This window comes from Sphingobium cupriresistens LL01 (assembly GCF_001046645.1).
In the GTDB taxonomy this organism is placed as follows: Bacteria; Pseudomonadota; Alphaproteobacteria; order Sphingomonadales; family Sphingomonadaceae; genus Sphingobium; species Sphingobium cupriresistens.
This window is the reverse complement of the sequence record NZ_KQ130434.1, coordinates 1,519,991-1,536,308: the sequence shown is the minus strand read 5'-3', so window position 1 is coordinate 1,536,308 and position 16,318 is coordinate 1,519,991. Positions and strand designations below refer to the sequence as shown.

Sequence of the window (16,318 nt, the reverse complement as noted above, 5' to 3'; positions counted from 1 at the left end):
GGTGGAAGCGTAGCGGGCCATCACCCATTTGCCAATGCGTCCCGCCTCCGCTAACTCCGCGCCAAATCCTCTTATCCTACCGTTGGAGCTGCCCGAACATGTCCGCCTCCTCGCAATATGCCTATGTCATGAAGAGCATGACGAAGACCTTCCCCGGCGCGGCCAAGCCGGTGTTGAGCAATATCAACCTGCAATTCTACCGCGGGTCCAAGATCGGCATCGTCGGCCCGAACGGCGCGGGTAAATCCACGCTCATCAAGATCATGGCTGGTATCGACACCGACTTTTCCGGCGAAGCCTGGCCGGGCGAAAATATCAGCGTCGGCTATCTGCCGCAGGAGCCGCAGCTCGACCCGAACAAGACGGTGCTCGAAAACGTGAAGGACGGCGCGCGCGAGACGGCGGACAAGCTGGATCGTTTCAATGAAATCAGCACCATCATGGGCGATCCGCCGGAGGACGTCGATTTCGACGCCCTGATGGAGGAAATGGGCACATTGCAGGAGCAGATCGACGCGGTCGACGGCTGGTCGCTCGACAGCCAGCTTGAACTGGCGATGGAAGCGCTGCGCTGCCCGCCGTCGGACTGGTCGGTCGAAAGTCTGTCGGGCGGTGAAAAACGCCGCATCGCGCTCACCCGCCTGCTGATCCAGAAGCCTGACATATTGCTGCTCGACGAACCGACCAACCATCTAGACGCCGAAAGCGTGACCTGGCTGGAAAATCACCTGAAGGAATATGCCGGTTCCGTCCTGATGATTACCCATGACCGCTATTTCCTCGACAATGTCGTGGGCTGGATTCTGGAACTCGATCGCGGAAAATATTTCCCTTACGAAGGCAATTATTCCACCTATCTGGAGAAGAAGGCCAAGCGTCTGGAGCAGGAGGACCGGGAAGCCACGGGCCGCCAGAAGGCGATCAACGACGAACTGGAATGGATTCGTCAGGGGACCAAGGGCCGCCAGACCAAGTCCAAGGCGCGTATCAAGAAGTTCGAGGAACTGGTTGCCGGCCAGAATAACCGTTCGCCTGGCAAAGCGCAGATCGTCATCCAGGTGCCGGAGCGTCTGGGCGGCAAGGTGATCGAGTTCAAGAATATCAGCAAGGCATTCGGCGACAAGCTGCTGTTCGAGGATCTGTCCTTCCTGCTGCCGCCGGGTGGCATCGTCGGCGTGATTGGTCCGAACGGCGCTGGTAAATCCACCCTGTTCAAGCTGATAACGGGCCAGGAAACTCCTGATTCCGGTGAAATCGACATCGGTTCGACTGTGCGTTTGGGCTTTGTCGACCAGAGCCGCGATCATCTCGACGGGTCGAAGAATGTCTGGGAAGAAGTGTCCGACGGTCTCGATTATGTGAAGGTCAACGGCCACGACATGTCAACGCGGGCCTATGTCGGCGCCTTCAACTTCAAGGGGCAGGACCAGCAGAAGAATGTAGGCAAGCTGTCGGGCGGTGAACGCAATCGCGTCCACATCGCCAAAATGCTGAAAAAGGGCGGCAACGTGCTGCTGCTCGACGAGCCGACCAACGATCTGGACGTCGAAACGCTGGGCGCGCTGGAAGAAGCGATCGAGAATTTCGCCGGTTGCGCCGTGGTCATCAGCCATGACCGCTTCTTCCTCGACCGTCTGGCCACGCACATCCTGGCCTTCGAAGGCAACAGCCATGTCGAATGGTTCGAAGGCAATTTCGAAGCTTATGAAGAAGACAAGCGGCGGCGCCTGGGCGACGCCGCCGATCGGCCAACTGCGCTGGCGTACAAGAAGCTGACGCGTTGAACATATGCCGCCAGGGGTCGCGACGGTCATATGATTGCGATATTTGCAACCGGGGCGCCGCCGTTCGCACTTGCGATTGGTGGCGCTAACATTTCATAGAGAGCGGGCCTTTCAGGCATCCTCTCCTAAAACTTTACGGGCTGGTCTTCGGACCGGCCCTTTTTTGTTGTCATGCACCTAATCTCGGCCTGCTCTCGCGCAGGTAGGAGCAAGTTGCGCTAAGCCGAATTAGGCCGGAACCGGGCAACCAGCAGGCGGTGGCCCCAGCGCCGGATCCTTCAGAAAATCCCGATCGGTCAGCGCATCGAGAAACGCCAGCATCGCGGGCATGTCGATTCCGGTCAGATGCGCGGCGGCATGGCGGCGAATCGCGCCGTCGATGCTGTCGGCCTTGCCATCGTGCAGCCATGGCCCGGTGACCGCGACATTGCGCAGCGACGGAGTGCGGAACTGTTCGGGTGGCGGCTCGAAACCGGGCGGCGGCGGTTTGCCCCCATAGGCCGGATCGTCCGATTCGCGCGGTGCCGCGGTCCCGACATAATGGACCTTGCCATCGGTCAGGTCCGCGCCGCTATGGCAGGATGCGCAGCCCGACGCCTTGAACTGCGCCGCGCCCTTTGCGGCCAGCGGCGTCAGCGAACTGCGATCATAGGCGCTGCCGAATGAAATCATGGTCCGCTGGAACGCGCCCAGCGCCGCCGTCACCCTGGCGAAATCCGTGGCCCCCTTCGCGCCGGGAAAGGCCTGCGCGAACATACGGCGATAGCAGGGATCGGCGTCCAGCCGCGCGGCCAGGTCGCCATCGCGACCGGCCATGCCCATTTCCACCGGCTTGGTCCCGGTCATCGGCACCATCGCCTGCGCTTCCAGCGTGGTGATGCCCGCATCGGTCCAGGTCAGGCCGCTGCGCCAGGCGACATTGGCCAGCCCCGGCACATTGCGCACGCCCATGTCGCCGGTCACGCCGACATGGGTGGGCAGGCCATCGGTAAAGCCGCGCGCCTGTTGGTGGCAATCGGCGCAGGCCATGCTGCCGTCATGCGAGAGCGCGCGATCGTAGAAGAGGCGGCGGCCCAGCGCGACCTTCGCCGCGCTCATGCCATTTTCGGCGGGCAGGGCAGGGGCGCTTACTCCTGCCGGAAAGCTGGGCCAGCGCCAGTCCGCCCGCGCACCCATGGCGCCGGATGCCAGCACGACCGCGCCGATGATCCCTGCTATGCCAAGCCGCATGGCCATTCCCCCTGTCCCGCGCACGACGAACGAACGCTGGCGTATCCGCAGGGGGAGGGCAAGGGGGAGGGGTGGATTGCGGAAGTACTATTTCGATGCCGTCATCCCCGCGAATGCGGGGATCCATCTTCCGCCTTTCCAGCTTGTTGCGAGCGGGGGAGATGGCTTCCCGCTTTCGCTGGAATGACGAACAGGGTGGAAACAAGACATGCCCCTCCCGCGAGCGGGGACAAGGTCCGCTTCTGGTATCCAATCACCACCCGTCCCCCTCAAACCGTCCCCCGCTTCTCGAACCCGCTCAGCCCCTCAACGCCCACCTCGACGACATCAATCCGCGCCACCTTCGCCGCCGTTGGCCCATCCTGCGCCAGTGCGACAAACCGCGCCACCGCCGCCGCCTCGCCCTCCACCAGCGCCTCGACGCAGCCGTCCGTGCGGTTGCGGACCCAGCCTGCCAGCCCCAGCCCGCGCGCCGTTTCGACCGTCCAGGCGCGATACCAGACGCCCTGGACCCGGCCATGGATCATCAGGTGACGCGCCACTTGCGGCATCACTTGACCCGCTTGATCCAGGTCTGCCCGCCTTCACGGACTTCGGTGATGAAATTGGGGATGGCCGCGACCAGGTCGGACAGGCGCTTGAAACCATAGTTGCGCACGTCGAAGCTGGAGCGGTTGCCCACCCGCTGGCCGACCGGCCCCAGCGCCACGAAGCCGCGCTCGTCGCGCTTCGCTTCGTCATAGGCGTCGATCAGCAGGCGAATGACCTCGGCATCCACCGCCTTGCTGGGGGCCGGGATGGCGGGCGCAGGCGCGGCGGGCGCAACGGCGGCCTTGGCGGACGTCGCCTGCTGCGTGGTCGTCTTGGTCTGCGCAGCCTTGGCCGGGGCTACGGCCTTGACCGCAGCCTTGGCCACCACCGGCACTTCGGCGGGCTTCAGCGCCGCGACATTCAGGAACCTTGTGCAGGCGCGGCGGAAGCCTTCGGGCGCGTTCGCCGACCCAAAGCCATAGACCGGAATGCCCTGCTGCCGGATGCGGGTGGCCAGCGGCGTAAAATCGCTGTCGCTGGACATCAGGCCGAACCCGTCGACCCGACCCGACGCCATCAGGTCCATGGCGTCGATCGTCATCTTCATGTCGGTGGCGTTCTTGCCCTTGGTCAGGTCGAACTGCTGTTGCGGCTCGATCGCGTGCGCGACCGACAGGGCGGCCCAGGTCTTGAGCGTCGTCTTGCTCCAATTGCCATAAGCGCGGCGGATATTGACCGTGCCCAACTCCGCCAGAACGGTCATGACCGAATCGAAATGCGCCGCCGACGCATTGTCCGCATCGATCAGCAGGGCGATATTGCCCCGGCCTTCCTGTAAAAAAGCCATGCCGCCTGCTCCCTTCATGCGGGCGAGAAGGCGCCGCTATCCTCGTCCAAGATATTCAGCACGCCGTCGGCGATGGCGAAAAAGCTGCCGACCAGCTTCAATTCGCCCTTGCGCTCCTTCGATCGGACGCAGGGGAAGGTGCGCAGGTTGGCCAGGCTGACCTTCACCGCTTCCTGCTCCATCGCCCGTTCGACGTCCCGGTCACGCTGCTCGCCATATTGGCCGATCACGACATCGCGGGCGTCGTCCAGCAATTCGATCCAATTATGGATGAAGCCGCCTTCGCCCGGCGGCGCGTCCTTCAGATCCTGGCTGAGGGCCGCCTTGCACCCCCCGCATTTGCCATGGCCCATGACGACGATCTCGCCGACTTTCAGCACCTGGACAGCGAATTCCAGCGCGGCGGACACGCCATGATGGCCCGGCGCCGTTTCGAATGGCGGCACCAGCGCGGCGACGTTGCGCACCACGAAAATCTCGCCGGGGCTGGTGTCGAAAATCTGCGCCGGGTCGACCCGGCTGTCAGAACAGGCGATCACCATCACCCTGGGCGCTTGGCCCTCGTTCAATTCGTCCCATCGCGCGCGCTGCTGGTTCCAGCCGGTGTCGCGGAAACGGCGATAGCCATCGAGCATGTCGGTAAAATCAGTCATGGACGGGGATGTGCCGCACAAATAGGGGACTGGCAAGAGCGGCCTTGCATCGCTATCTGGGGCGCATGAACGACATCAGCCCGATCCCCATGCCCGGTCAGCCCGCCAGCCCGGAACGCGCCCGCAAGCCCGACTGGATTCGCGTCAAGGCGCCGACCAGCCCGGCCTATCATGAAACGCGCAAGCTGATGCGCGACAAGGGCCTCAATACCGTGTGCGAGGAAGCGGCCTGCCCCAATATCGGGGAATGTTGGACCAAGAAGCACGCCACGGTGATGATCCTGGGCGATGTCTGCACCCGCGCCTGCGCCTTTTGCAACGTCAAGACCGGGATGCCGCGGAAGGTTGATGTCAACGAACCGCAGAATCTGGCGGACGCCTGCGCCGAAATGGGGCTGGAACATATCGTCATCACCTCGGTCGACCGCGACGACCTGCCCGACGGCGGCGCATCGCAATTCGTCAAGGTGATCGAGGCGCTGCGCCGCACGACGCCCGACACGACTATCGAAATTCTGACGCCCGACTTCCGCAACAAGCATGAGCGCGCCGTCGCAATGATCGTCGCCGCCCGGCCGGACGTCTATAATCACAATCTGGAAACCGTGCCCCGCCTGTACCCCACCATCCGCCCCGGTGCGCGTTATTATGCGTCGCTGCGCCTGTTGGAGTCGGTCAAGAAGCTCGACCCTTCGATCTTCACCAAATCCGGCATCATGCTGGGCCTGGGCGAGGAGCGGCTGGAGGTGCATCAAGTGATGGACGACATGCGGTCGGCCGACATCGATTTCCTGACCATGGGCCAATATCTGCAACCCACGCCCAAACATGCCAAGGTGATCGACTTCGTCACCCCGGCGGCGTTCACCGCCTATGCGGGCATCGCGCGGGCGAAGGGCTTCCTCCAGGTCGCATCGTCGCCGCTGACCCGGTCGAGCTATCATGCGGGCAAGGATTTCGCGGAAATGCGCGCCGCGCGGGAGGCCAAACTGGCCAAGGCGGCGGTGAAGGCCTGACGTCCAGATGCCCAAGCATGAAGAAACGCGGCACCTTCCCTATACGCCGACGCAGATGTTCGACCTGGTGTCGGACGTCGCCGCCTATCCGCAATTCCTGCCCTGGATCAGCGCGATCCGCGTTCGGTCCGACAGTGATACGGAGATGGTGGCCGACATGATCGTCGGCTTCAAGGGGGTGAAGGAGAGCTTCACCTCCCGCGTCGTCAAACATCGGCCCGATCATGTCCGGGTCGATTATCTCGACGGGCCGCTAAAGCATCTCCACAATGAATGGCGTTTCCGCGACGACGGGCAGGGCGGGGTGCTGGTCGATTTCGAGGTCGAGTTCGAATTCAAGAACCGGCTGTTCGAAATGCTGGCCGGCCAGTTTTTCGACAAGGCGCTGCGCAAGATGATCGGCGCGTTCGAAACCCGCGCCGCGCAACTTTATGCGGGCGAATCGGGCAGCAGCAGTTCCAGCGCGCATAGCGCCGCCTGAAGTCGCACGCCGCCCCGGCCATCATTCTCGAAATGGCGCATGTCGGCGACAACCTTGTCGGCCGCGGCGCCGCGTTCGGCGCGGGCGAAGACCACGGTGCCGACCGGCTTCTGCTCGCTGCCGCCGCCTGGTCCGGCGATACCAGTGATGGCGACCGCGACATGGGCGTGGCTCTTCTTGAGCGCGCCCTGCGCCATCGCCCAGGCGGTCGCGATCGACACCGCGCCGAACGTGTCCAGCACATCATGCGAAACTTTCAGAAGTTCCGCCTTCATGTCATTGGAATAGGTGATAAATCCGGCTTCGAACACTTCGGAGGAGCCGACGATCTCCGTCAGCGCGGCCGACACCAGCCCGCCAGTGCAGCTTTCCGCCACGGCGATCGTGCGCCCGGCCCGACGGTTGGCGATGATGACCTTTTCGGCGAGTTCGACCAACTGGGCCGGCAGGATCGTGTCTGGCATGGGATCAGGATAGCGCGGGGAGGGACAGGGTGGCAACCGCTTGTGCGGCAATGCCTTCGCGCCGCCCGGCAAAGCCCAGCCGCTCGGTCGTCGTCGCCTTCACGCTGACCCGGTCGACCGGCACCGCCAATATCGCGGCGATCCGCGCGCGCATGGCGTCGCGATGCGGGCCGATCTTGGGCGCTTCGCAGATGATGGTCAGGTCGATATGCTCGATCCTGCCGTTCCGCGCCGTCACCCGATCGCGCGCATAGGCCAGGAAGCGGTCCGACGACGCGCCGCGCCATTGCGGGTCGGACGGCGGAAAATGGCTGCCGATATCCCCCTCCGCCAGCGCCCCCAGCATCGCGTCGACGATCGCGTGGAGCGCCACATCAGCATCGCTATGCCCGGCCAATCCGCGATCGTGCGGCACCAATACGCCCCCCAGCCAAAGCTCTTCGTCGGGCGCAAGGCGATGGACGTCATAGCCCATGCCGACGCGCGTCGAACGCGGCGTCGCCAGTTGCGCGTCGGCGCGGGCGAAATCCTGGGGATAGGTCAATTTCTCAAGCCTTTCATCGCCTTGCACCAATATGACGTCATGGCCCCAGCCTTTCAAAATCTGTGCATCGTCGGTCGCCTCCCGCGCGATGTCCCACGCCCGATGCGCCGCCATGATGGCGTCGAAGCGGAAGGCTTGGGGCGTCTGCACGCGATGCAGCCCGCCCCGGTCCACCCCATCGCCCATGGTCCCGCTCGCGTCGCGTATCAGCGTGTCAGCGACCGGCAGGGTGGGGATGGCCCCGGTGCCGCCGTCCAGCGCCGCCAGCAGCCGGTCGATGACCGCGCCGGGCACGAAGGGGCGGGCGGCGTCATGGATCAGCACGGCGTCCGCACCGCCCTGCGCCGCGATCGCCTCCAGCCCCGCGCGTACCGATCCGCGCCGGCTGTCCGCGCCGGTCACGAACGATGCGGCTCGTTCGCCTAATATGGCGCGCGCAATGCCTTCCTGGCCGTCGCCCAGCACGATATGGATCGCGTCGAACCCGCCGTGGACCGCCAGCGCATCATAGGCATGGGCCAGCACGGCCTTGCCCGCGATCAGGCGGAATTGCTTGGGCGTGTCGCCTCCCGCCCGGTTGCCCTGGCCCGCGGCGACGATCAGCGCGACGATCTTATTATTGGATGTCATGCAGCGTCGCATAGCGGGTCGCGGGACGGACTGAAAGGGGCGCGCCTTGCCGCGCGCTGCAATTTCGGCTAAGGGCTGCCTGTTTTTTAGGCAGTATCAAAAGTAAGACCATGCGCAGGCTTTCCCCCATCTCCATCGGCCCGATCACCATCGACATGCCGGTCGTCCTCGCCCCCATGACGGGCGTGACCGACATGCCGTTCCGCACGCTGGTCCGCCGCTATGGTTGCGGCCTCAACGTGACGGAGATGATCGCGTCGGCGGCGATGATCCGCGAAACGCGCCAGTCGCTGCAAAAGGCTGCCTGGCATCCGCTGGAAGAGCCGGTGTCGATGCAGCTTGCCGGCTGCTCGCCGACCGAAATGGCCGACGCCGCCAAACTCAATGCCGATCGTGGCGCCGCCATTATCGACATCAACATGGGGTGCCCGGTGAAAAAGGTCGTGAATGGCGACGCGGGCAGCGCGCTGATGCGCGACCTGCCGCTTGCCGCCTCGCTCATCAAGGCGACGGTCGAAGCGGTCGACGTGCCAGTGACGGTCAAGATGCGGATGGGCTGGGACCATGCCAGCCTCAATGCGCCGGAACTCGCCCGTATCGCCGAGGATCTGGGCGCGCAGCTCATCACCGTCCACGGCCGCACCCGTTGCCAGATGTACAAGGGCAGCGCCGATTGGGCTTTCGTCCGCTCGGTCAAGGAGGCTGTGAAGCTGCCGGTGATCGTCAATGGCGACATCTGTTCGGTCGAGGATGCCGACACGGCGCTGGAACAGAGCGGCGCGGATGGCGTGATGATCGGGCGCGGCGCCTATGGCCGGCCCTGGCTCATCAGCCAGGTCATGGCCTGGCTGAGCGACGGGACGCGCGTTCCCGACCCGTCGCTTGCCGAACAATATCAAGCGATCATAGGGCATTATCATGCTATGCTCGAACATTATGACACCTATACCGGCGTCAATATGGCGCGCAAGCATATCGGCTGGTACACAAAGGGATTGACCGGATCGGCCGAGTTCCGCAACGCCGTCAACCAGCAGCCGGACGCCGCGGTCGTGCTCGACATGCTGGCCCGATTTTATGAGCCGCTCATCGCCAGCGGACTGGACGCTGCTGACCTGCGCAAGGCGGCATGACGGTGACATTGACGTCCGTCCCGCCGCTTCGGATGCTGCAGGACGGGCCTTCGCTGGGCGAACAGATGACGGCGCTGCCGGTGGCGACGCTGGTGGTGAAGCCGGACAACAGCATCGCCGAAGCCAATGTGCGCGCCGAAACCCTGCTTAACATGGCGCGGTCGGCGATCGTCGGCAGCGATGTCGCGCGCACCATCCGCATCGCGGAGGCGGGCGCGCGGTTCGACATCTGGCACAGCAACAAGCCGATCGCAGCCTATGACATCAAAGTCCATGCCGGCCGCACCGCCGAGATGGAAGTCGACCTGATGATTGCGCCGATCGTCGATCATGACGGTTGGCGCGTGGTGTCGCTCCATGCCCAGAGCCAGGCGCGCAAGATCGGCCATCGCGGATCGTCCGGCGGCGCGCGTTCCGCGATGGGCGCGGCGGCCATTCTGGCGCATGAGATCAAGAACCCGCTATCGGGTATCCGTGGCGCGGCGCAATTGCTGGAGTCCAGCCAAGGCGGGCGCGACGCGGCGCTGACCCAGCTCATCTGCAACGAAGTCGACCGGATCGCCGCGCTGATCGACCGGATGCAGGATTTCACCACCGACCGGACGCTGGAATGTCGCCCCGGCAACATCTATCCCCTGATCGACCGGGCGGCCGGGATCGCCGCCGCTGGCTTTGCAAAACATATAAAGATCATAAAACATTATGATCCATCCTTGCCATTCGCCAACATCAATGAAGATGCCCTGGTGCAGGTGATGATCAACCTTTTGAAGAATGCGGCGGAGGCGCTGGACCGTGTCGCCAATCCCCGCATCCGGGTCGAAACCGCATTCCGCCATGGCGTTTCCGTGGTGGTCGGCGATGGCAAGGGCAGCGCGGTGCTGCCGATCGAAATCCTCGTCATCGACAATGGCCCCGGCGTGCCCGAACATATTCTCGACCATCTCTTCAACCCCTTCATCACCGGCAAGCGCGACGGACAGGGGCTGGGCCTGGCGCTGGTGGACAAGCTGGTCCGCGATATGAGCGGATTCGTCCAATATAGCCGCGACGTGGAGGCCGGCGAATCCACCTTCCGCATCCTTCTGCCGATGGGGATGGCGTGATGGGCGCGACCGGCACGATCCTGGTGGTCGATGACGATCCCGCCATCTGCGTGGTGGTGGGCGAAGCGCTGCGGCGGCAGGGACACAGGGTCAAGACCGCCGCCTCGATCCGCGAGCGCAGCGCGCTGATGGAAAGCTTTGCGCCCGACGTGCTGATCACCGACGTCATGCTGCCGGACGGCGATGGGCTGGACGGCGTGGCGGAGATATTGGCGACCAAGCCCGATCTCAACGTCATCATCCTGTCGGCGCAGAACACGCTCAATACCGCGATCCGGGCGACCGAAAAGGGCGCGTTCGAATATCTGCCCAAGCCCTTCGACCTCAACGAACTGACCCGCGCCGTCTCCGACGCGCTGGGCACCCGGCAGAGCGTGGAGGAGGCGGAGGGCGATGTCGGCCTGCCGCATGACGGCCTGCCGCTGGTCGGGCGATCGCCGGCGATGCAGGAAGTGTACCGCACCATCGCCCGCGTCCTGTCCAACGACCTGTCCATCCTGGTGCTGGGCGAATCGGGCACGGGCAAGGAACTGGTGGCCGAAGCGATTCACAGCCTGGGCCAGCGCCGCACCAAGCCCTTCATCGCGATCAACATGGCGGCGATTCCGCGCGAACTGATCGAAGCGGAACTGTTCGGTTATGAGAAGGGCGCCTTCACCGGCGCCCATGCCCGCACCGCCGGCAAGTTCGAGCAGGCGCAGGGCGGCACGCTCTTCCTCGACGAAATCGGCGACATGCCGATGGAGGCGCAGACCCGGCTGCTGCGGGTGCTTCAGTCGGGCGAAGTCACGACGGTTGGCGGGTCGAAGCCGGTGCGGGTCGATGTCCGCATCATCGCCGCAACCAACAAGGATCTGCCGCTGCTGATCGAGGATGGGCGCTTCCGCCAGGACCTCTACTACCGGCTCAACGTCGTGCCGATCGCGTTGCCGGCGTTGCGCGAACGGCGCGAGGACGTGATCCTGCTCGCACGCCATTTCCTGGAGCGGGCGGCGCAGGAGGGCCTGCCGCGCAAGGCGTTGGCCGATGATGCGGCGCAACTGCTAATGACCTATCACTGGCCGGGCAATGTGCGCGAACTGCAAAATATGATGCAGCGCCTGTCCGTCCTCAGCCGCGAAAATGTCATCACGGCCGAGATATTGCGCCATATGCTGCCGATGGATGCGATCCCGGCCGACTATGCCGCCCCGACCGATCATCTGGCGCACGCCGTTCGCGACTGGGCCAAGCGACAACTGGGCGTGGGGCTGGCCCAGCCCAATCGCGCACTGCATGATGATTTGCTGGCGGTGGTGGAGCCGATCCTGTTGCAGGAAGTGCTGGCCAGCGTCGATGGCAACCAGATTCGCGCGGCGGGACTGCTGGGCATCAATCGCAACACGTTGCGCAAGAAGCTGACCGACTACAGTCTCGATCCCATGCAGTTGCGCCTCAACGATTGATCCGCATCAGTCGCAAATCAGGACGAACCGACGGTCTGCATCGACCAGCGACAGTCCTTTGGCCAAATACTGTGTTTGAACGGGCACGGGGGTTGTTGTAACAATGCCACTATGAGCGGCGCGACCACACTCCCCAAGCGGGCATCGGCATGGCGGAGAAATCTCTCGCTATCGCTGCGCAACGGGCGACTGGCTGTATTGGTGGAAGGGGTGACTTTGGCCCTCTTCCTCGGCATGGCGGGCCTGACCTATCATATCCTTTCGGGCAGCGGCGAATCCTACACGCTGCTGACGCCGCCCATCGTCGCCCTTCTGCTGGTGGCCAATCTGGTTCCGGCCATCGCCCTGCTGATGTTGCTTGGGCGGCGCGTCGCCAAACGCCGCGCCGCCCAATCGGCCATCGGGAGTGAAGGGCAACTCCACGTTCGGTTGGTCGCCATCTTCTCCATCGTCGCCAGCGTGCCGATGCTGCTGGTGGTGATCTTTGCATCCCTGCTGTTCCAATATGGCGTGCAATTCTGGTTTTCGGACAGCGCGCGCGGCATGTTGCAAAACGCCAGCGATCTGGCGCGCGGCTATTATGAGCAGAATTTGCGCGAAGTGGGCGACGAAACCGTCACCATGTCCAGTGACCTGCGCAAGGAATTGATGGATTCGCAGGTCAGCAGCCCGCGCTTCGCCGAATATCTTCTCTATCAGGTCGTCGGGCGTAAGTTGAGCCGGGCCGCCATCATCGAGTTAGGGACGGATGGCATCGTGCGCACCGCCGCGACGGTCGATCCTGAAAATCGTCCGGCAGCGGACAAGCTCACCCCTGAAGTCATCAGACGGCTGGGGCAGGGCGAGACGATCGTCGTCCAGACCCGCAACAACCAGATCGAGGCGGTCACGCTTCTCTATCCCAAGTCCAAAATCTATCTCTACGCCGCCCGCAATGCGGACAGTTCCTCCTTCTCCAACGTCGCGCGGGCGCAGAAGGTGTTGTCGGACTATGATCTGTTCGCGGCGCAATCGCGCGCGCTTCAACTGCGCTTCAATATCGCGCTGTTCGTTGGATCGCTGCTGCTGGTCGGCATCGCCGTCTATATCGCGCTGGCCGTCGCCGACTGGATGGTGCGGCCGGTTAATCAGTTGGTGACGGCGGCGCGCAGGATCACCGCCGGCGATCTGTCGGCGCGGGTGACCGGGCCGATGGCGCGCGACGAAATCGGCACGCTGGCCGCCGCCTTCAACCGCATGACCCAGCGGCTGGAGGCGCAAACCGGCGCGCTGGTCGCGGCCAACAGCCAGCTCGACGAACGGCGCGCCTTTATCGAGGCGATCCTGTCGGGCGTCAGCGCCGGCGTATTGTCGGTCGATTTCAACGGGGTGTTGCAGTTGCTCAACAGGTCGGCCGCGGCGATTCTGGTCGACGAAGGCGACGATCTGGTCGGTCGCAACCTGGCCGAGATATCGCCCGAACTCGCCGAATTCATCGCCTCAGAGGACGGCGCGGGCATTGTTCAGGTGCGCGCCCATGGCGACCTGCGCACGCTGGCGGTCAAGCGCTCGCAGGATGCGTCGCGCCATATCCTCACCTTTGACGACATCACGCAACAACTGTCAGACCAGCGCCGCGCTGCCTGGTCCGACGTGGCGCGCCGCATCGCGCATGAGATCAAGAATCCGCTGACCCCGATCCAGCTCGCCGCCGAACGGCTGCAACGCCGCTATGCCGACGAGATCACCAGCGACAAGCCGACCTTCACTCGCCTGACCGGCACGATCGTCCGGCAGGTGGGCGACCTGCGCCGGATCGTCGACGAATTTTCCTCCTTCGCGCGGATGCCCAAGCCGGTGTTCCGGCGCGAAGCGGTGGGCGATATCGCCCGCCACGCCCTGTTCCTGCACGAAGTCGCGCATCCCGATATCCGCTTCGAATATGCCGGAGCGGACGATCTGGACATGGTTTGCGACCGGCGCCAGCTTGGACAAGCGCTCACCAATATTGTGAAGAATGCTGTCGAAGCCATTGAACCAAAAGCCGTTCCGGATGATGGTGGTCCGCGCGGTCATGTCCGTATGACATTGGTGCGGGAGGGGGATGATATTCTCATCACCGTGCGCGACGACGGTATCGGCCTGCCGCCCGAACGCGAGCGGATATTGGAACCTTATATGACGACGCGGACCAAGGGGACGGGTCTGGGCCTGGCCATCGTCAAGAAGATTGTCGAGGAGCATTTGGGGGAGATCCGCTTCGACGATGCGCAAGGGGGTGGGGCGTGCGTAACGCTGCGCTTCGCCGCGGGGGCGCTGGAAAAACTGGAAGAAGGGCAGGTTATCGCCCTGCCAAAAGGAAAAGTGACGGCCAATGGCGCTTGATATTCTGATAGTCGACGATGAAGAGGATATTCGCGATCTGGTCGCGGGTGTGCTCGAAGATGAAGGTTTCACCACCCGTACCGCCGCCAACAGCGACAGCGCGATCGACGCGCTCGATGCCCGTCGCCCCTCGCTCGTCCTGCTCGATGTCTGGTTGCAGGGATCGCGGATGGACGGGCTGGAACTGCTGGAGGAGATCAAGCGCCGGGATCCCACCGTGCCGGTGCTGATGATTTCGGGCCATGGCAATATCGACACCGCCGTCGCGGCGATCCGTAAGGGCGCGGCCGACTTCATCGAAAAGCCGTTCGAGGCCGACCGACTGCTTCACCTCGTGTCGCGCGCGACCGAAACGGAGCGGCTGCGTCGGGAAAACCAGGTGTTGCGCGCCCGTTTCGGCCAGGATGACGAACTGACTGGCTCATCGGCGTCGATCAACGGCGTGCGCGCCACGATAAAAAAGGTCGCCGGCACTGGCAGCCGCGTCCTCATCTCCGGCCCCGCGGGCGTCGGCAAGGAAGTCGCCGCGCGGATGCTCCACAGTTGGAGCGGCCGTGCTGATTCGCCCTTCATCATCGTCGCTGCGGCACGGATGGACCCGGATCGCGTCGAAGAGGAATTGTTCGGCGTCGAAGACCCCAGCGGCCTCGTCCGCCCCGGTTTTCTGGAACAGTCCCATGGCGGCACGCTGTATCTGGACGAGATCGCCGACATGCCGATCACGACGCAAGGCAAGATATTGCGCGTCCTGACCGACCAGAGCTTTACCCGCGTCGGCGGGCAGCGCGTGGTGAAGGTGGACGTCCGCGTCATTTCCTCGACCGCGCTGGACCTGGCCGGAGAGATAGAGGAACGCCGCTTCCGCGAGGATCTCTTCTACCGCCTCAATGTCGTGCCGCTGGCGATCCCGCCTTTGTCCGAACGGCGCGACGATATCCCGCCATTGGTCGAACATTATCTCGCCCGCTTCGCCGCCGAACGCCGCGTGCCGCCGCCGGAAATCGCCAGCGACGCCATGGCCGCGCTCCAGGCCAATGAATGGCCGGGCAATGTTCGCCAATTGCGCAACGTCATCGAACGCACGATGATCCTGGCGCCGGGCGACCGGATCGGGCGGATCGAACTCGACATGCTGCCGCCTGAACTCACCAGCGGCGGCGGCGGGGAGGGGATGGGCCAATCCGCGATCATGGGCGCGCCGCTGCGCGAGGCGCGCGAAAGTTTCGAGCGGGAATATCTGCGCATCCAGATTCGCCGTTTTTCCGGCAACATCTCCCGCACCGCGACCTTCATCGGCATGGAGCGGTCTGCGCTGCACCGCAAACTCAAGCTGCTGGGCATTACCGACGGCAAGGATTAGTCCCGTCTCGCCAATCGATTGCCGAACTTTGGCCAAAGCGCATCTGCGCCATGGACGCTCCTTCGCAATTGCGATAGGATTGCACCGCTCCCGACAAGCGGGGGCGGGCAAGACACCCTGCTTAGGGTGCGAGAGCGGGTAACGTCCCGCCAAGAATAAAGGACTGGCGACGACCATGGCCGACAAAGTGAACAACCTTCAGGATATCTTCCTCAACAGCCTGCGCAAGACCAAGACCCCGGTGACCATGTTCTTGGTCAAGGGCGTCAAGTTGCAGGGCATCATCACCTGGTTCGACAATTTTTCCGTGCTGCTGCGCCGCGATGGCCAGTCGCAGCTGGTCTACAAACATGCGATCTCCACCGTCATGCCGGCCCAGTCGATGGACCTGACCGATCTGCGCAAGGCCAGCGATGGCAACGGCAAGGGGAAGCTGCTCCAGGAAATCTTCCTGTCGGCCGTCCGCAAATCCGGCAGCCCGGTGACGATGTTCCTGGTGAATGGAGTCATGCTCCAGGGTGAAATCGCGGCCTTCGACCTGTTCTGCATGTTGCTCGAACGCGACGGCATGGTCCAGCTCGTCTACAAACATGCCATCTCGACGGTCCAGCCGCTCCATGCGCTCGATCTCAGCGGCGAGAATGAACAGGACGATTGATCGCTTTTCCTGTCCGATAGATTAAAGCCGTGCTCCCGTGTACGCGGCAGCCCAGGTCCGCGATCAGGACTG

At 63.8% G+C, this 16,318-nt stretch carries 15 protein-coding genes; 9 read left to right on the top strand and 6 right to left on the bottom strand.

Annotation, left to right across the window (positions count from 1 at the left end; translation table 11 throughout):
• The first annotated feature begins 98 nt into the window (after positions 1 to 98).
• Entirely contained in the window at positions 99 to 1,784 is a 1,686-nt protein-coding gene (gene ettA, locus V473_RS07490) for an energy-dependent translational throttle protein EttA (RefSeq protein WP_066602142.1), read from the top strand.
• A gap of 228 nt (positions 1,785 to 2,012) precedes the next feature.
• On the opposite strand, the gene V473_RS07485 is transcribed toward ettA, so the two are convergent.
• From V473_RS07485 to V473_RS07470, 4 genes are all read right to left on the bottom strand, one after another.
• Complete coding sequence (locus V473_RS07485; RefSeq protein WP_066605279.1) at positions 2,013 to 3,014, bottom strand: cytochrome-c peroxidase; 1,002 nt, start codon at positions 3,012 to 3,014, stop codon at positions 2,013 to 2,015.
• A 269-nt stretch (positions 3,015 to 3,283) separates the two neighbouring features.
• Positions 3,284 to 3,565, bottom strand: coding sequence for an acylphosphatase (locus V473_RS07480; protein WP_066602136.1), 282 nt, complete (start codon positions 3,563 to 3,565; stop codon positions 3,284 to 3,286).
• Positions 3,565 to 4,392: an NYN domain-containing protein gene (locus V473_RS07475; RefSeq protein WP_066605277.1), complete on the bottom strand. Its 828-nt coding sequence runs from the start codon at positions 4,390 to 4,392 to the stop codon at positions 3,565 to 3,567. The genes V473_RS07480 and V473_RS07475 overlap by 1 nt, the downstream gene beginning before the upstream one ends.
• A 14-nt stretch (positions 4,393 to 4,406) precedes the next feature.
• Positions 4,407 to 5,045 carry a carbonic anhydrase gene (locus V473_RS07470; RefSeq protein WP_066602133.1) on the bottom strand — a complete coding sequence of 213 codons (639 nt, stop codon included), beginning with the start codon at positions 5,043 to 5,045 and terminating at the stop codon, positions 4,407 to 4,409.
• An 8-nt stretch (positions 5,046 to 5,053) separates the two neighbouring features.
• Here V473_RS07470 and lipA point away from each other — a divergent pair, with 8 nt between their 5' ends.
• Positions 5,054 to 6,061: a lipoyl synthase gene (gene lipA, locus V473_RS07465; RefSeq protein ID WP_066602130.1), complete on the top strand. Its 1,008-nt coding sequence runs from the start codon at positions 5,054 to 5,056 to the stop codon at positions 6,059 to 6,061.
• Between the two features lie 7 nt (positions 6,062 to 6,068).
• Positions 6,069 to 6,542 carry a type II toxin-antitoxin system RatA family toxin gene (locus V473_RS07460; protein WP_066602128.1) on the top strand — a complete coding sequence of 158 codons (474 nt, stop codon included), beginning with the start codon at positions 6,069 to 6,071 and terminating at the stop codon, positions 6,540 to 6,542.
• Here the strand turns inward: V473_RS07460 and V473_RS07455 are convergent.
• Both V473_RS07455 and V473_RS07450 read right to left on the bottom strand, forming a co-directional pair.
• Positions 6,491 to 7,006 carry a CinA family protein gene (locus V473_RS07455; RefSeq protein ID WP_066602125.1) on the bottom strand — a complete coding sequence of 172 codons (516 nt, stop codon included), beginning with the start codon at positions 7,004 to 7,006 and terminating at the stop codon, positions 6,491 to 6,493. The genes V473_RS07460 and V473_RS07455 overlap by 52 nt on opposite strands.
• A gap of 4 nt (positions 7,007 to 7,010) precedes the next feature.
• Complete coding sequence (locus V473_RS07450; RefSeq protein WP_066602123.1) at positions 7,011 to 8,192, bottom strand: bifunctional 2-C-methyl-D-erythritol 4-phosphate cytidylyltransferase/2-C-methyl-D-erythritol 2,4-cyclodiphosphate synthase; 1,182 nt, start codon at positions 8,190 to 8,192, stop codon at positions 7,011 to 7,013.
• A gap of 98 nt (positions 8,193 to 8,290) precedes the next feature.
• Here V473_RS07450 and dusB point away from each other — a divergent pair, with 98 nt between their 5' ends.
• The 6 genes from dusB (at position 8,291) to hfq (ending at position 16,246) form a co-directional block, all read left to right on the top strand.
• Positions 8,291 to 9,313, top strand: coding sequence for a tRNA dihydrouridine synthase DusB (dusB, locus tag V473_RS07445; protein WP_066602122.1), 1,023 nt, complete (start codon positions 8,291 to 8,293; stop codon positions 9,311 to 9,313).
• The gene (locus V473_RS07440) at positions 9,310 to 10,419 is read left to right on the top strand and encodes a two-component system sensor histidine kinase NtrB (RefSeq protein ID WP_066602119.1); all 1,110 of its coding nucleotides are present in this window, start codon (positions 9,310 to 9,312) and stop codon (positions 10,417 to 10,419) included. Before dusB ends, V473_RS07440 begins: the two co-directional genes overlap by 4 nt.
• Positions 10,419 to 11,864, top strand: coding sequence for a nitrogen regulation protein NR(I) (ntrC, locus tag V473_RS07435; RefSeq protein ID WP_066602117.1), 1,446 nt, complete (start codon positions 10,419 to 10,421; stop codon positions 11,862 to 11,864). The genes V473_RS07440 and ntrC overlap by 1 nt, the downstream gene beginning before the upstream one ends.
• 111 nt (positions 11,865 to 11,975) lie before the next feature.
• Positions 11,976 to 14,228 (top strand): sensor histidine kinase, encoded by a 2,253-nt coding sequence (locus V473_RS07430; RefSeq protein WP_066602114.1) that lies wholly within the window; start codon positions 11,976 to 11,978, stop codon positions 14,226 to 14,228.
• On the top strand, positions 14,218 to 15,588 hold the full coding sequence (gene ntrX / locus V473_RS07425; protein ID WP_066602110.1) for a nitrogen assimilation response regulator NtrX: 1,371 nt from the start codon (positions 14,218 to 14,220) through the stop codon (positions 15,586 to 15,588). The genes V473_RS07430 and ntrX overlap by 11 nt, the downstream gene beginning before the upstream one ends.
• 163 nt (positions 15,589 to 15,751) lie before the next feature.
• Entirely contained in the window at positions 15,752 to 16,246 is a 495-nt protein-coding gene (hfq, locus tag V473_RS07420) for an RNA chaperone Hfq (protein ID WP_224546293.1), read from the top strand.
• Positions 16,247 to 16,318: the final 72 nt, after the last annotated feature.

Excerpts from the sequence above, each read along its gene's own strand:
- ettA (WP_066602142.1), top strand. The coding sequence starts at position 99 with ATGTCCGCCTCCTCGCAATATGCCTATGTCATGAAGAGCATGACGAAG.
- V473_RS07485 (WP_066605279.1), bottom strand. The coding sequence starts at position 3,014 with ATGCGGCTTGGCATAGCAGGGATCATCGGCGCGGTCGTGCTGGCATCC.
- V473_RS07480 (WP_066602136.1), bottom strand. The coding sequence starts at position 3,565 with ATGCCGCAAGTGGCGCGTCACCTGATGATCCATGGCCGGGTCCAGGGC.
- V473_RS07475 (WP_066605277.1), bottom strand. The coding sequence starts at position 4,392 with ATGGCTTTTTTACAGGAAGGCCGGGGCAATATCGCCCTGCTGATCGAT.
- V473_RS07470 (WP_066602133.1), bottom strand. The coding sequence starts at position 5,045 with ATGACTGATTTTACCGACATGCTCGATGGCTATCGCCGTTTCCGCGAC.
- lipA (WP_066602130.1), top strand. The coding sequence starts at position 5,054 with ATGTGCCGCACAAATAGGGGACTGGCAAGAGCGGCCTTGCATCGCTAT.
- V473_RS07460 (WP_066602128.1), top strand. The coding sequence starts at position 6,069 with ATGCCCAAGCATGAAGAAACGCGGCACCTTCCCTATACGCCGACGCAG.
- V473_RS07455 (WP_066602125.1), bottom strand. The coding sequence starts at position 7,006 with ATGCCAGACACGATCCTGCCGGCCCAGTTGGTCGAACTCGCCGAAAAG.
- V473_RS07450 (WP_066602123.1), bottom strand. The coding sequence starts at position 8,192 with ATGCGACGCTGCATGACATCCAATAATAAGATCGTCGCGCTGATCGTC.
- dusB (WP_066602122.1), top strand. The coding sequence starts at position 8,291 with ATGCGCAGGCTTTCCCCCATCTCCATCGGCCCGATCACCATCGACATG.
- V473_RS07440 (WP_066602119.1), top strand. The coding sequence starts at position 9,310 with ATGACGGTGACATTGACGTCCGTCCCGCCGCTTCGGATGCTGCAGGAC.
- ntrC (WP_066602117.1), top strand. The coding sequence starts at position 10,419 with ATGGGCGCGACCGGCACGATCCTGGTGGTCGATGACGATCCCGCCATC.
- V473_RS07430 (WP_066602114.1), top strand. The coding sequence starts at position 11,976 with ATGAGCGGCGCGACCACACTCCCCAAGCGGGCATCGGCATGGCGGAGA.
- ntrX (WP_066602110.1), top strand. The coding sequence starts at position 14,218 with ATGGCGCTTGATATTCTGATAGTCGACGATGAAGAGGATATTCGCGAT.